General features: G+C 60.4%; 12 protein-coding genes. 6 read left to right on the top strand and 6 right to left on the bottom strand.

Annotated elements, in window-relative coordinates; genetic code table 11:
• Window positions 1–8 precede the first annotated feature (8 nt).
• Complete coding sequence (locus RBH10_RS08385; RefSeq protein ID WP_045020645.1) at window positions 9–743, top strand: FadR/GntR family transcriptional regulator; 735 nt, start codon at window positions 9–11, stop codon at window positions 741–743.
• Window positions 744–871: 128 nt separating this feature from the next.
• Here the strand turns inward: RBH10_RS08385 and RBH10_RS08380 are convergent, their stop codons facing one another.
• A complete protein-coding gene (locus RBH10_RS08380) occupies window positions 872–2,089 on the bottom strand; it encodes an MFS transporter (protein ID WP_281037449.1) in 1,218 nt (405 codons plus the stop codon).
• A gap of 181 nt (window positions 2,090–2,270) precedes the next feature.
• Between RBH10_RS08380 and RBH10_RS08375 the strand changes: the two genes are divergently transcribed.
• Window positions 2,271–3,209, top strand: coding sequence for an AraC family transcriptional regulator (locus RBH10_RS08375; RefSeq protein ID WP_281037450.1), 939 nt, complete (start codon window positions 2,271–2,273; stop codon window positions 3,207–3,209).
• Between the two features lie 82 nt (window positions 3,210–3,291).
• Window positions 3,292–3,930 carry a class I SAM-dependent methyltransferase gene (locus tag RBH10_RS08370; protein ID WP_281037451.1) on the top strand — a complete coding sequence of 213 codons (639 nt, stop codon included), beginning with the start codon at window positions 3,292–3,294 and terminating at the stop codon, window positions 3,928–3,930.
• 14 nt (window positions 3,931–3,944) lie between these two features.
• On the opposite strand, the gene RBH10_RS08365 is transcribed toward RBH10_RS08370, so the two are convergent.
• Genes RBH10_RS08365 through RBH10_RS08355 form a run of 3 tightly spaced genes read right to left on the bottom strand, consistent with a single transcriptional unit; the run spans window position 3,945 to window position 9,413 of the window.
• Window positions 3,945–7,220, bottom strand: coding sequence for an error-prone DNA polymerase (locus RBH10_RS08365; protein ID WP_281037452.1), 3,276 nt, complete (start codon window positions 7,218–7,220; stop codon window positions 3,945–3,947).
• A complete protein-coding gene (locus RBH10_RS08360; protein ID WP_281037453.1) occupies window positions 7,217–8,734 on the bottom strand; it encodes a DNA polymerase Y family protein in 1,518 nt (505 codons plus the stop codon). Before RBH10_RS08360 ends, RBH10_RS08365 begins: the two co-directional genes overlap by 4 nt.
• Window positions 8,649–9,413, bottom strand: a complete 765-nt coding sequence (locus RBH10_RS08355; protein WP_281037454.1) for an ImuA family protein — start codon at window positions 9,411–9,413, stop codon at window positions 8,649–8,651. Before RBH10_RS08355 ends, RBH10_RS08360 begins: the two co-directional genes overlap by 86 nt.
• A gap of 230 nt (window positions 9,414–9,643) precedes the next feature.
• Here RBH10_RS08355 and RBH10_RS08350 point away from each other — a divergent pair, with 230 nt between their 5' ends.
• The 3 genes from RBH10_RS08350 (at window position 9,644) to RBH10_RS08340 (ending at window position 11,647) form a co-directional block, all read left to right on the top strand.
• Entirely contained in the window at window positions 9,644–10,006 is a 363-nt protein-coding gene (locus RBH10_RS08350; protein WP_045020659.1) for a DUF1304 domain-containing protein, read from the top strand.
• Window positions 10,007–10,011: 5 nt separating this feature from the next.
• Window positions 10,012–11,283: a glycerate kinase gene (locus RBH10_RS08345; RefSeq protein ID WP_281037455.1), complete on the top strand. Its 1,272-nt coding sequence runs from the start codon at window positions 10,012–10,014 to the stop codon at window positions 11,281–11,283.
• Between the two features lie 115 nt (window positions 11,284–11,398).
• Window positions 11,399–11,647, top strand: a complete 249-nt coding sequence (locus RBH10_RS08340) for a hypothetical protein (protein WP_281037456.1) — start codon at window positions 11,399–11,401, stop codon at window positions 11,645–11,647.
• A 221-nt stretch (window positions 11,648–11,868) separates the two neighbouring features.
• Here the strand turns inward: RBH10_RS08340 and RBH10_RS08335 are convergent, their stop codons facing one another.
• Complete coding sequence (locus RBH10_RS08335; RefSeq protein ID WP_281037457.1) at window positions 11,869–13,056, bottom strand: Gfo/Idh/MocA family protein; 1,188 nt, start codon at window positions 13,054–13,056, stop codon at window positions 11,869–11,871.
• Window positions 13,057–13,127: 71 nt separating this feature from the next.
• Entirely contained in the window at window positions 13,128–14,180 is a 1,053-nt protein-coding gene (locus tag RBH10_RS08330) for a sugar phosphate isomerase/epimerase (protein WP_281037458.1), read from the bottom strand.
• Between the last annotated feature and the right edge of the window lie 146 nt (window positions 14,181–14,326).

Below are 14,326 nucleotides of genomic sequence, written 5' to 3'. Positions count from 1 at the left end.
AGGCTTTATTGGGGCTGCTCGAAACGACGATAAGCGGGCGAAAACGCCGGAACAGCCACGCGCATGTGGTCTCCGAACTCGGCAGCGCCATCGTCTCGGGCAGGATAGCGGAAGGCTCCCTGCTGCCCAATGATGCCGAACTGTCCCTCCGTTTTGGGGTCTCGCGCACCGTGCTGCGCGAGACGATGAAGACGCTGGCGGCCAAGCGGCTTGTCGAACCCAAGGCCAAGGTCGGCACCCGCGTTCTTGATCGCTCAAGCTGGAATTTCTTCGATCCGGATGTGCTGGGCTGGCGCTGCGAAGCCGGAATAGACCAGGAATTCGTCACGCATCTGGCGGAAATCCGCCTCGCGCTCGAACCAGCAGCAGCGGCGGCTGCGGCCTTGCAGGCATCGAATGACGATATCGTTTCCCTTTACGTGATCGCCGCCAAATTCGACAATCCGCAGCATACGCCGGAAACCATCGCCAAGGTCGATCTCGAATTCCACCTTGCCGTGGCGCATATGTCCGGCAACCCGTTCATGCGTTCGGCAAGCGGGCTGATCGAAGCCGCACTTGCCATCTCCTTCCAGCTTTCATCCCCGGCCTCGTCGCCCGGAACCATCGCCGAGATCGCCGCCAACCATCTGCGCATCGTGCACGCCATTGCCGCCCGCGACGCGGACGCCGCCGTGAAAGCCATGCGCCATGTGATCGAGGTCGGCAAGGACCGGACGCGAAAGGCAATCAATACGCCTTGAAGGGGAAAACCCGCCGACATCCTTTCGGTCATGCCGTCTCAATGCCGGCGTGACAGAAGTGGGGTCTGCTTTTCATCATAAAGTTCAGGCCCGCACGAATGCGGGCCCTTTTTCTCTCGGCAAGTATCTTATCCCTGCGAGGCCTCAACCTGCGGCACCACACCACGGCGGGACGCCATGAGTGATGCGCCGAGCAGTGCTGCGATGGCCACGAAAACGAAGACCATGGTTGCGCCCTGAAGATCGATCAGCAGCCCGCCCAGAACCGCACCGCTGGAGATAGCGATCTGGAAGGTGGTGAGCAAAAGCGCGCCAGCGCTTTCGGCCTCATCGGAAGCGACCCTCGTGATGAAGCTCTGCACACTGACCGGAAGCGCGCCGAAAGCAAAGCCCCAGGAAGCGATGGCAACACCGGCGACGACGGGCGACCCACCGGCAAGCACCAACACCGAGGCAGATGCGGCGATCAGGGTGGCGGCAAATGTCACCGCCCAGGCCGTGTTTTTCTCGGCGAGGAAACCGCCGAAGAGATTACCAAAAAAGCCGCCGACACCATAAACCAGAAGGACGAGCGAAATCGCTTCGACGCCAAGAAGCGTCACATCTTCCAGGAACGGACGGACATAAGTGAAACCGGCAAAATGACCTGCAACGATGAACAGCGTCGTCAGAAGGCCGATCCGGACCTGCGGCCGCTGCAACAGGCGGAACATGGTGGAAAGACCGGGGGCACCAGCTGGCGGCAGCGACGGAACGGTGAGTAATTGCGCGACGAGCGCAATGACACCGAGCACACCTGCAACCACGAAGGCGGAACGCCAGCCAAGTGTCGCGCCGATCCACGCCCCGACCGGAGCGGCGCAGACGGTGGCGACCGAGACCCCTGTCAGGATTATGGCCATGGCGCGCGGCATTTTATCAAGCGGTACAAGTCTCAGTGCCAGCGCCGCGGACATGGCCCAGAAGCCGCCAAGGCCGATGCCAAGCAGAACGCGCGAGGCAAACAGCATGAAGAGACCGTTGGCGAAGGCGGCCAGCGTGCTGGAGATGATCAGCAGCGTGGTGAGGCCGAGCAGGGTCCAGCGGCGGTCAATGCTTCGCGTGCCGATGACAACGCCGGGACCGGCAACCGCCGCGACCAGTGCCGTGACGGTGATGGATTGGCCGGCAATGCCGGAACTGATGGAAAGATCGGTCGACAGCGGCGTCAGAAGGCTGACCGGCAGGAATTCCGCCGTTACCAGACCGAAGACGCCGAGCGAAAGCGAAACCACAGCGGCCCACTTCGCATCCGGCTCTGTCTTGCGCGGCACATATTCAAGTTCGTTGATTGTCCGGCTGTTCATGAAAATCTCCTGATGCACATCCTTGAAATGCGCCCTGAAACGGAATGGGAAAGCGATGAAACCGGTGGGAGTCCGATCCATCCTCTCCAAATCGATGCCCGTAAGCTACGCGTGACAGCTCGGCGTTTCCATGCTAGAAAATCCGTATTCCTTAACCAAACGTCCGAATTTGCGAGATGCCATGAACGATGCTCTGACGGAAATGCTGCGCGGCCTGCGACTTGACGGTGTGGAATATGGCCGCTGCCGCATGGCAACGCCCTGGGCTACGGCCTTTCCCGAACAGGAGGCGGCACGATTTCATTTCATCGGCGTGGGCCAAGCGAAACTGCGCAAACCCTCTGGAGAATGGCTGACACTGACATGCGGCGATGCGGTGCTTCTGCCCCGTGGCCACGCCCATGTGCTGGGCAGCGGCGAGGATGTGACACCTGCCCTCTTCGATCGTTTCGGAAAAAAGGAAGTGTGCCAGGGCATTTTCGACATGGAATGCGCCAGTGCAGGCGGCGACACGGTGGCGTTTACCGCCTCGATGCGTTTCAACATGGATAATCTGCACCCGCTTTTGCAACTGATGCCGGATGTGATGCTGACCAGCGACCTCGCTAAAAGCGACCCGGCCATTCCGCACCTGCTGGAGGCCATGGCACGCGAAGTGGAGCTGAACCGCGTCGGCGCGGGCGGCATTCTGGCTCGGCTTGCCGATGTTTTGACGGCAACGCTGATCCGCACCTGGGTGGAATATGGCTGCGGCGATTCCAGCGGCTGGCTTGCCGCCGTGCGTAATCCCGAACTCGGGCGAGTGCTGGCTGCGATCCATCTTACCCCCGAGAAAGACTGGAGCGTTGAGGAGCTTGCCTCCCTGATGGGTGCATCCCGCTCCAGTTTCGCGGAACGTTTCACCCGCGTGGTGGGTGAAAGCCCTGCCCGTTATGTGGTGCGCATCCGCATGCATCAGGCACGGCTTTGGCTGCGCGAAGGCATGCGCGTGACGCTGGCTGCGGAAAAACTCGGCTACGATTCCGAAGCCTCCTTCAGCCGCGCCTTCAAACGCGTGATCGGCGCACCGCCCAGCCAGTTCCGCAGGAAGGACACGGCCGGGCTGGAGGATGCAGCTTAAAAGCTTCAAACAAACCAGATAGGATATTGCGCGAGAGCAGATACGCCTGAAGCTTAAGAGCGCCGTCCGGGGAGCATCCACCATGAGCATTGCCGACGACGCCCGTTTCTGGAATAGGACCGCGCGGAAATATGCGAAGGGCAGGGTTTCTGATGAAGCGGGATATGAGCGGACGCTGGAGCGGACCCGCGCCCTGCTAAAACCGGATGACAAGGTATTGGAACTGGGCTGCGGCACGGGGACAACGGCAATCCGGCTGGCAGGCAGTGTCAAAGACTATCTTGCGACGGATATTTCCGCCGACATGATCGCGATTGCCGAGAAGAGAAAATCCGCCGCCGGAACTCTTTCAAACCTCGCCTTCCGCATAACGACTGCGGAAGCGCTCCTGCCCGGCGACGTGCCGTTTAATGCGGTGCTGGGTTTCAACTATCTTCATCTGGTCCGCGACCTGCCCGGCACCTTGCGGCACATCCATTCCCTGCTTGCCGTGCAGGGCCTGTTCATTACCAAGGCACCCTGCGTCGGGAATATGAACCCGCTCATCCGCCTTCTCTTGCCGGCGATGCGCGCGATCGGAAAAGCACCCTATGCGGGCGTGTTCAACGCGGCCGGGCTGAGCCAGCATATAAGCGCTGGCGGCTTCGACATTCTGGCAACGGAAATCCATGCAACGAAGGGCAATGACAATCGCCCTTACATCGTGGCGCGCAAAAGGTGAGCTGAGCCGCCCTTTCAGTGGAAATTGCGGGAAATGACCTTTATCCGCTCCACCTCATCTCCATCATGGGCAGCAGGCGGTGGGCGCTTCCTGATATTGCGATGATCATCCGATGGAACCCCATGGTGGAACTCATCGCCGCGCCCATGCGGCAAAGGAAAGGCGTGGTTGCGTTCGCCCACGCTTGCCAGCGCCTCCGACAGATCAGTCAGCCGGTGGGCGACCAGATGCACCACCTCGCCTTCACGCTGGATCTTGCCGTAAATGCCGACCATGCCGGCGGAAAGCACTACGCGGCGGTATTTTTCGAAGGTTTTCACCCACAGGACAGCATTGGCGATGCCCGTCTCATCCTCCAGCGTCATGAAAATCACGCCCTTTGCCGAGCCGGGGCGCTGGCGCACCAGCACCAGACCTGCCGTTTCCAGCCATGTGCCATCCCGCACACGCACCGCCTCCGCGCAGGTGACGATGCGGCGGCGGGAAAGATCGCGCCGCAGGAAGGTCATGGGATGTTCGCGCAGCGTCAGTCCCACATGGCCGTAATCCTGCACCACCTCGCCGCCATCCGTCATCGGTCTGAGTACAACGGAGGGTTCGTGAAGCTCGTCCACCACGGCGTTTTCCCGGCTGGCGGCGGCAGCAAAAAGTGGCAACGGCTCATCCCGCAAGGCCTTGATGGCCCAGAGCGCCTCACGTCTGGAAAGCGAGAGTGACGGCAAAAATGCATCGGCCTCCGCCAGACACACCAGCGCTGCGGCCGGAACGCCCGCCCTTCGCCAGAGATCGTCCACGGAGGAAAAATCCCGATCCTGTCGGCCGGTGACGATATCCGCGGCGTGATCGTTAGAGAGTCCCTTCACCATGCGCAGGCCAAGCCGCACGGCATAGCGCTCCTTACCATTCGCATTCTTCTTGCCCGTAGGCTCCAGCGTGCAATCGAAACGGCTGTTATTAACGCAGACGGGGCGCACCTCCACGCCATGATCGCGCGCATCGCGCACGATCTGCGCCGGGGTGTAAAAGCCCATCGGCTGCGAATTGAGAAGGGCAACGCAGAAAATATCGGGATAATGGCACTTCAGCCATGAGGAGGCATAGGCGATCAGCGCGAAGGAAGCCGCATGGCTTTCGGGAAAACCATAACTGCCGAACCCTTCCAGCTGCTTGAAGATGCGTCTTGCGAATTCTTCCTCATAACCGCGCTCCACCATGCCATTGATCAGATCCTGCTCGAATTTGGAAATGGTGCCGACATTCTTGAAGGTCGCCATGGCGCGACGCAATTGGTCCGCTTTGCCGGGTGAAAACCCGGCGCATTCGATGGCGACACGCATGGCCTGTTCCTGAAACAGCGGCACGCCCAGCGTCTTGCCCAGCACGTTCCTCAATTCCTCCTTCGGGTAATGCTCATCCTCCTTTCCATCGCGCCGGCGCAGATAGGGGTGCACCATATCCCCCTGAATGGGGCCGGGGCGAACGATGGCGACCTGAATGACGAGGTCATAAAATTTTGCCGGTTTCAGGCGCGGCAGCATCGACATCTGTGCCCGGCTCTCGATCTGGAACGTGCCAAGCGTATCGGCTCTCTGGATCATTTTGAATGTTGCGGGATCATCATCACGCATGGAAGTGAGATCGTGCTTTTTGCCTGTCCGCTCCTCCAGCATGGTGAAGCCGCGTTTCATGCAGGAAAGCATCCCCAGTGCCAGACAATCCATCTTCATGAACTTCATGATATCGACATCATCCTTGTCCCATTCGATGATCTGCCGCTTATCCATGGCGGCGGGTTCGATCGGCACCAGCTCGTCCAGCCGGTCATGGGTCAAAACGAAGCCGCCCGGGTGCTGGCTGTGGTGACGCGGCGTGCCGACAAGTTGATTGGCCAGTTCGAAGGCGAGTTTCAGGCGGCGATCCTCCATATTGAGGTTCAGCTCCTTTACCTGTTTTTCATCCACCCCCTCACTCCAGCCCCAGACCTGCGAGGACAGAAGTTTCGTCAAATCTTCCGGCAGACCTAGAACCTTGCCGACATCGCGCAGCGCGCCTCGCCCACGATAACGGGTGACGACAGAACAGAGCGCGGCCTTATCACGGCCATAGGTGTCATAGACCCACTGGATGACCTCCTCGCGCCGCTGATGTTCGAAATCCACGTCGATGTCAGGCGGTTCGCGCCGTTCTTCCGAGACGAAACGTTCAAACAGGAGATCGACCTTGACGGGATCGATAGCGGTGATGCCGAGCACATAACACACTACCGAATTGGCCGCCGAGCCACGCCCTTGACACAGAATATCCTCCCCGCGCGCAAATTGAACGATGGCATTCACCGTCAGAAAATAGGGTGCATATTCCAGCCTGCCGATAAGCCCCAGTTCATGGTGCAGCGCCTTTTCGACCTTTTCCGGCAAACCATCCGGATACCTGATCTGCACTGCCTCCCAGACCATCTTCTCCAACGCCTGCTGCGCCGTCAGTCCCGGCAGGCTGCGCTCCTCGGGATATTGATAAACCAGTTCCTTCAGCGAAAATTTGCAGCGCTTCGCGATTTCAAGGCTGCGGGCCAGCGCTTCCGGATAACGGGCAAACAGCCGATGCATTTCCTCCGGCGGTTTCATATAGCGGTCGGCATGTCGTTCGCGCCGGAAACCCGCCTCGTCGATGGTGCAATTATGCCGGATGCAGGTAACGACATCCTGCAGCATGCGCCGCTCGGGCACATGAAACAGCACGTCATTGGTGACCACCGTCGGCACGCCTGCGGCTTCTGCCATGTTCGACAATTCGAAAAGCCGCATCTGGTCGTTGGGGCGTCTTCGGAGGCTGAGCGCCATATAGGCCCGGTCCGCAAAAGCGGACTTCAGCCGCCGCAGGCGAAGGGCGCAGAGATCATCGGCCAGATCGGCGAGCAGCACCACGATCAGACCTTCGCCATAGGTAACGAGATCGTCCCATGACAGCTGGCACTTGCCCTTGCCACCCCTCTTTTTACCAACGGACAGCAGGCGGCAAAGCCGGCCGTATGCCGGGCGATCCATGGGGTAGGCAAGTACGGAAAGATCGTCATCCAGGTCGAGCCGGCAGCCGATGACGAGCCGGATGCCGTGGGTGCTTGCCGCCTCGTAGGCACGGGGAATGCCCGCAAGGCTGTTGCGATCCACAATACCCAGCGCCTCAATGCCGAGTTTTTTCGCCTCTTCGAACAATTCGTCACAGGAGCTTGCGCCGCGCAGGAAGGAAAAATGCGTGGTCACCTGAAGTTCGACATAACGGGGCGCGCTCATGCGAAAACCCCGTGGATGAACCAGCCTTGCGAGCCGGTTTCGACATGTTCGCCGTCGCCGGAGCGGAAAATCCAGAAACGTTCGCCGCTTTCATTTTCCACCGTGAAATAATCACGCACGGCTTCCTTTTCCCGGTCGCGTTTCCACCATTCGCCGAACACCCGTTCCGGCCCGTCGGCACGCCGCACATTATGGCGCATGCCTTTCCAGATGAAATAACGCGGCGGATGATCGGGCAGGAGCGCAAGTGTCTCGATGGGTTCCGGCCTTGCGAAAAGCCGCACCGGACGCGGCCAGTGGCCGGGCCAGCCGAGCATATCCTCAGGTGCCTGCGCCGCAACCCGGGCAACGGAGCGTTCCGGCACGTCGCTTGCCACCGCCGCATAACGATAGACCCTGTGGCCGCGGTTGAGGATGACATCCACCGTATCGGCGATTTCCGCGCGGCCTTCTTCCAGCAGCGAGGAACGGGCCTGTGCCGCCACAAGCGGCTCGGCATGGGTGGCCGTCAGCACCATCATCTCGATACCGAAACCGGGATCGATAGTGTCGATACGGTCGGTCAGAAGCCGGACAAGCTGTTTGACGTCGCGCACCGGTCTGGAGGTGCCGGCGCGTATCGCCTGCAAACCACTATCCACCCGGTGCAACACCAGATCGACACGGCGGGCGCCGAGGCCGCGTTTTTCCAGTGCTGCGCAAAGTTCCGCAACCAGCTTTTGCGTATAACGGGCAATCGTTTCCGCCGCCGCGATCGGTTCGGGAAAGGCACGCCGTACCTCTACCAGTTCGGCAATGCGCACCGGCTCGATAGGCTCACCAGTCTCGCCAAAAGCCTGGGCGAGACGCCTAACGACTTCCGGGCCGAAACGCAGGGTAAGCGGTGCGCGCGGGGCTTCGGCAAGTTCGCCGATGGTGCGGAAACCGAGCACCTTCAGCCCGGAAATGATACGGTCCTCCAGCCTCAACGCGGAAAGCGGCAGTGCGCTGATCGCCACCCGCTGGCCACCCGGCGGCACAATACTGATCTCTTCCCGGCTAAAGCGGGCCAGCGCATGGGCCGCACCCCAGCTATCGGCAATGGCAGCGCGGGCGGCAAAACCTGCGGCATGCAGGCGGTTGACCATGCCGCTCAGCATCAGCGTCTCATTGCCATGCAGATGGTCCGCGCCCGCCGTGTCCAGCACCAGCCCATCTGGCGGATCGGCAGCGACAATCGGGGCATAGATGCGCAGGAAATGAAAGGCGAGTTGCTGCAGGGCGCGGGCATCCGCCGCCGCATCCAGATTTTCGACGACGAGACCCGGCACCAGCGCCTGCGCCTTGCTGACGGGCGTGCCAAGCCGGATGCCAACCGCCCTTGCCGCCTTGTCCAGCGCCAGCACGAGACGACGGCTGCCCTGACGGCCGATCATGACCAGTGGTTTTTCAACCGGCGGCGCGTTCTGTCCCGAAAGACGCCGGTAGCGATCCGTCGGCCATGTCGGCAGGTAAAGCGAGACGACCCTTTGCATCACAGGCTTCCACTTCAAATTCAGCACTTTCACCACCGCGACACCGCAGAAGCTCCAGAAACCAGCGCGGCCTGCCCACCCCCGGCACCGGCAGGGCTGAGGAGGGACGAACGGAGACACGCCAGCGGGTGACGGCCGCCGTCGGCTCACCGAACAGCGTCGCATCGGCCGCACGCCGGAAGCGGCGGATGGCAATGCCGGTAACACCAGAGGTTTCCGCCGCCAGTTGCAGCCGCCGCGAGGCATTCATCGGCAATTTCGCCAACTCACCCATCACCGCGCCGAAACCGTTGCAGCGTAAGCCCTCCTCGAAACAGTCGAGCACGCCTTTTTCATCGCGGCATTCAACGATGATGACCCGGTTCTGCGACAGGCCTGCCTGCGTCAATCCCGGCATGAACAGATCCCGCCGGGTGACGCACCATAAGACCTTGCCGGGCAGCCGCGCCGCGACACCGGCCGCAAAAAGGGCCGCCGCTGCGCCATCGGCGGCGCCATTGCCGCCACCGCTCACCTCATGCAGGCTGCCGAGCTTCAGCCCGCCTCCCGGCAGGTGATGGTCGATGACATCCACGCCGAAAGGCAAGGTCTCGTGCAGACGGGCAGACCCGCCGCTGATCCTTTCCAGCCTTTCACGCAGCTCTTCGACAACGAGCAACTGTTCCGCGCGCTTTTGCATGGCATGACAAGTTTCAATTCCGGATTTTCAATTCTATTGTTCCTGTTTTGTTCTTATTTCAGCAAAGAGTCAAGCAATGCCATGCCGCTCTTCAACAGTTTGCGCGGGAAGAGCGGGAATATGGCCTTGCGGCCATGCGTACCGCCGTTAAAACGGAATTGTCCTTGCCGTCCGTGTTTTCACGAAGACCGCCGTGTAAGGACCTCAAGGTTTTTGGAGGAAAGCCGCCGATGATCGCCAGTATTCTGATTGCCGCCGTTGCGGCCATTCATATCTACATCGCCATTCTGGAAATGCTGCTGTGGGAAAAACCGGCAGGCCGCAAGGCTTTCGGCCTCTCGGCGGATTTTGCCCGACAGACGAAGGTGCTTGCCGCCAATCAGGGGCTTTATAACGGCTTTCTGGCGGCTGGGCTGATCTACGGGCTGACGCAGGGCGATGCGGGCCTGAGCTTCAAGGTGTTTTTCCTCGCATGCGTTATCATTGCCGGTGTTTTTGGCGCCGTCACCGCCAATATGAAGATCCTGTTCATTCAGGCGCTGCCCGCCATTGTGGCGCTCGTCGCACTCGCCTTCAGCACCCTGGGAGCATGACCGCCATGACGGAATGGAACGACCGGCGCGCCAAGGATGCCCTCAACCGGATTTTCATGGCCGCCGTATCGAGCGCCGATCCCGCAAAGGTGCTGAAACATTATCTCCCATCCCCGCCGAAGGGCAGATGCGTGGTGGTTGGCGCCGGCAAGGCCTCGGCTGCCATGGCCGCTGCGCTCGATAAGGCCTGGGCGGATGTCGATCTCTCCGGTGTCGTGGTGACCCGTTATGGCCATGCTGTTCCGGCCGGACGCATCGAGATCATCGAAGCATCCCATCCCGTACCTGACGACATGAGCGCGGAAGCGGCTAGACGCATTCTTGCCGCTGTTGAAGGGTTGACCGCCGACGACATGGTGATCGCGCTGATTTCCGGCGGCGGTTCGGCGCTGATGGTCGCGCCCGCCGAAAACATGACGCTTGCGGACAAGATGGCCGTCAACCGTGCGCTTCTTGCCAGCGGTGCGACGATTTCCGAAATGAACGCCGTGCGCAAGCACCTCTCCCGCATCAAGGGCGGACGGCTGGCGCTGGCTGCCAAGCCGGCCAAGGTGGTGTCGTTGTTGATCTCCGATGTACCGGGCGACGATCCCTCCGAAATCGCCTCCGGCCCGACGGTTGCCGATCCGAGCGACATCGACAGCGTGAGGGAAATCGTCTCCCGTTACGGGCTCGATCTTCCTGAGAACGTGCGCAAGGTGCTGGAAAAGGGTGAGGAAACTCCGAAGGCAGGCGATATCGACGAGGATGTCAGGATGATCGCAGCCCCCTCGCTCGCCCTGCAGGCGGCAGCGGACGAGGCGGTGAAGCTTGGCCTTACGCCACTCATCCTTGGGGATTCCCTTGAAGGCGAGTCAAAGGATGTCGGCGCTGTCATGGCGGGTATCGCCCTTTCCGCCAGCCGCAAGGGCCTGCCGGTCAAAGGCCCGGCCGTGCTGCTTTCCGGCGGTGAAACCACTGTCACGATTGGCAAGGGTGCGGCCGGCAAAGGCGGGCGTAATACTGAATTCCTGCTGAGCCTCGCGCTGACGCTGAAGGGCGCGGCAGGCATCTGGGCGATTGCCGGCGACAGCGACGGCATAGACGGCGTGGAGGATGCAGCCGGTGCTCTGGTGACACCGGATACGATTGCCCGCATGCGCGACGCCGGTGTCGATCCGCGCCAGTCGCTTGTGGGGCACGACAGCTATACCGCATTCAGGGCAGCCGGAGACCTTGTCGTGACGGGTCCGACCCTGACGAATGTGAATGATATCCGGGCGATTTTGATCGGCTAAAACCGGGAGAGTTCAAGCCGGCTATGGCCGTCCCGTGCGCATCATTGAGGGAGGCCGTTTTGACTATACCGTCAGACGGGTGTAGTCTGATGGCCTATCTTTTGGAGCCTCAGCCATGCGTCTTGGAGTGCTCGTAATTGCTCTGGCACTGGTCCTGATCCCCACTTTGGCGGATGCCCACAATTGCAAATGCCGAAATCGCGGTGTCATGTTCCAACTCGGCCAGACATCCTGCCTGAAGGTCGATGGCGGCTCCTATCTCGCGCGTTGCGAGATGAAGCTCAACGTCTCGTCCTGGACCAAGCTTCAGGACGGTTGCCCCATAACAGAACGAGCGCGGCCGCAGTCGACATTCATCAATTGATCACGTCGTGGTGGTGTCCGACCAAGCTCTCTGATCAAGGTGTCCTAAGCTTGGGCCGAGCGATGGCGAAGACGACAAGCTGCATGCGCTCAGGATTTATGTTTTCCCAATGATATAGGCAAGACGAGCCCTCCTCCGTCATCCTCGGGCTTGCCCCGAGGATGACGTGGAATGCGAGGATGGGTTGTCAGCAGCTTGGGACGGTTCACGCCCCTGCTCTGTTACAGCTTTACCCAGCCGCCGTTCTTCTTGCCGGATTCGATGCAGGCCGTAACAAAGGCCACACCTTTGACGCCGTCATCCACTGTCGGATAGATGACCGCCTTGTCCAGCGCCGAGCCGGTGCGGCGGGCTTCGATGGCATGTGCGGCCTCGGTATAGATGGTCGCGAAAGCTTCGAGATAACCTTCCGGATGGCCCGACGGAATGCGGGTGACGCGTGCGGCCGCAGCCCCTGCCCCGGCACCGCCGCGAGTGATGAGCTGCTTCGGCTCGCCGAGTTTCGTGAACCAGAGATAGTTCGGATCCGCCTGCGTCCACTCAATGCCGGCCTTGTCGCCATAAACGCGGATTTTCAACCCGTTTTCATGACCGACGGCAACCTGGCTGCACCAGAGTAGCCCCTTGGCCGCCTGCTTGCCATCCTTGGCCTTGAAGCGCAGCATCACATGCGCATTGTCGTCAAGACGGCGACCTTCCACGAAGGTATGCACATCCGCCGCCAGCTCATCCGCTTCCAGACCGGAAATGAAGCAGCCGAGATTATAGGCATGGGTGCCGATATCGCCGGTCGAGCCGCCAACGCCGGATTGCGCCGGGTCGGTACGCCAGACAGCCTGCTTCGCGCCGGTCTGCTCCACCGCTTCCGTCAACCAGTCCTGCGGATATTCCATCTGCACCAGACGGATATTGCCGAGCGCACCGGTTTCCACCAGTTCGCGCGCATGCCGCACCATCGGATAACCGGTATAGTTATGGGTGAGGATGAACAGCGCATCGGCCTTGTCCGCCACGTCCTTCAGCTTTTTGGCGTCCTCCAGATTGGAGGTCAGCGGCTTGTCGCAGATGACATGGATGCCGCGCTCCAGAAACGCCTTCGCTGCCGGATAATGCACATGGTTGGGGGTGACGATCGCTACCGCCTCGATGCCGTCCTCGCGCAGCGCTTCCTTTTCCGCCATTTCCTCGAACGAGCCATAGCAACGCTCGGGATCAAGCCCAAGCTCACGGCCGGATGCCAGGGATTTTTCCGGTGTCGAGGACAAAGCCCCGGCCACGAGATCGAAGCGGTTGTCGAGCCGTGCGGCCATGCGGTGAACGCCGCCGATAAATGCACCCGAACCGCCGCCGACCATGCCCAGGCGAATCCGCGTGTTCGCCTTGTCGGTTGTTTTTCCTTCAATAGCCATAATGTCTCCTCGGCATTTTCTTAGCGCATTTCCTGAGTGAAAACCGCTTCACACTTTTCCTGGAAATGCTTTCAAAGCCCAAGCATACGACGGTTGGCCGCATCGTCCGTGCCACCAGATGCGAAATCGTCGAAGGCCTTTTCCGTGACGCGGATGATGTGGTGTTTGACGAACTCGGCCCCTTCGCGGGCACCGTCTTCGGGATGTTTCAGCGCGCATTCCCACTCGACCACGGCCCAGCCATCGAAATCATTGGCCGCCATTTTCGAGAAGACCGCACCGAAATCCACCTGCCCGTCGCCCAGCGAACGGAAGCGGCCCGCGCGGTTGACCCAGCCCTGATAACCGCCATAGACGCCCTGTCGTCCGGTCGGGTTGAATTCGGCATCCTTGACGTGGAACATCTTGATGCGGTCTTTGTAGATGTCGATATTGTCGAGATAATCGAGGCATTGCAGCACGTAATGCGACGGGTCGTAGAGCATGTTGGCGCGCGGATGGTTCTTTACCCGCTCCAGGAACATCTCGAAGGTGACGCCGTCATGCAGATCTTCGCCCGGATGGATTTCGTAGCAGACGTCGACGCCCTGCTCATCGGCATAATCGAGGATCGGCGTCCAGCGTTTCGCCAGCTCGTCAAAGGCGGTTTCCACCAGACCGGCCGGGCGCTGCGGCCAAGGATAGATGAAGGGCCAGGCAAGAGCGCCCGAAAAGGTCGCATGTGCGTTGATGCCGAGGTTTCTCGAGGCTTTCAACGCCAGCTTCACCTGCTCCACCGCCCATTGCTGGCGCGCTTTGGGGTTACCGCGCACTTCCGGCGCCGCAAAGCCGTCGAAAGCTTCGTCATAGGCCGGGTGAACGGCAACCAGCTGGCCCTGCAAATGGGTGGAAAGCTCGGTCACTTCGACGCCGTTCTGGCGCGCGACACCCGCGAATTCGTCGCAATAATCCTTGGATTCAGCGGCTTTTTTCAGATCGATCAGCTGCCCGGCCCAGGTGGGAACCTGCACGCCGGCATAACCCTTTTCCGCCGCCCATTTGGTAATACCGTCCCATGTATTGAAAGGCGCTGCATCACCGGCAAACTGACCGAGAAAAAGACCCGGCCCCTTGATCGTCTTCATAAAAATCTCCTCCTGTATCGATACAGTTGAGCGATAAAACCGCTTTGGCTGCCAATGCGTCAAAGCTAACCGCTCGTAATTTTCAAACAGCCCCAAAAGTCGAAGGGCGAGAGAATTTCGTTATTTTACTTAAAGAGCGAAAGGCG

Origin of the sequence: Rhizobium sp. AN73 (assembly GCF_030757975.1) — a bacterium.
GTDB lineage: Bacteria > Pseudomonadota > Alphaproteobacteria > Rhizobiales > Rhizobiaceae > Agrobacterium > Agrobacterium arsenijevicii.
The sequence above is the reverse complement of the archived record's forward strand: the minus strand, read 5'-3'. Positions and strand labels throughout refer to the sequence as shown.

Bases quoted from the DNA above. Each gene is read 5' to 3' on its own strand.
- RBH10_RS08380 (WP_281037449.1), bottom strand. From the start codon at position 2,089: ATGAACAGCCGGACAATCAACGAACTTGAATATGTGCCGCGCAAGACA.
- RBH10_RS08375 (WP_281037450.1), top strand. From the start codon at position 2,271: ATGAACGATGCTCTGACGGAAATGCTGCGCGGCCTGCGACTTGACGGT.
- RBH10_RS08370 (WP_281037451.1), top strand. From the start codon at position 3,292: ATGAGCATTGCCGACGACGCCCGTTTCTGGAATAGGACCGCGCGGAAA.
- RBH10_RS08365 (WP_281037452.1), bottom strand. From the start codon at position 7,220: ATGAGCGCGCCCCGTTATGTCGAACTTCAGGTGACCACGCATTTTTCC.
- RBH10_RS08360 (WP_281037453.1), bottom strand. From the start codon at position 8,734: ATGCAAAGGGTCGTCTCGCTTTACCTGCCGACATGGCCGACGGATCGC.
- RBH10_RS08355 (WP_281037454.1), bottom strand. From the start codon at position 9,413: ATGCAAAAGCGCGCGGAACAGTTGCTCGTTGTCGAAGAGCTGCGTGAA.
- RBH10_RS08350 (WP_045020659.1), top strand. From the start codon at position 9,644: ATGATCGCCAGTATTCTGATTGCCGCCGTTGCGGCCATTCATATCTAC.
- RBH10_RS08345 (WP_281037455.1), top strand. From the start codon at position 10,012: ATGACGGAATGGAACGACCGGCGCGCCAAGGATGCCCTCAACCGGATT.
- RBH10_RS08340 (WP_281037456.1), top strand. From the start codon at position 11,399: ATGCGTCTTGGAGTGCTCGTAATTGCTCTGGCACTGGTCCTGATCCCC.
- RBH10_RS08335 (WP_281037457.1), bottom strand. From the start codon at position 13,056: ATGGCTATTGAAGGAAAAACAACCGACAAGGCGAACACGCGGATTCGC.
- RBH10_RS08330 (WP_281037458.1), bottom strand. From the start codon at position 14,180: ATGAAGACGATCAAGGGGCCGGGTCTTTTTCTCGGTCAGTTTGCCGGT.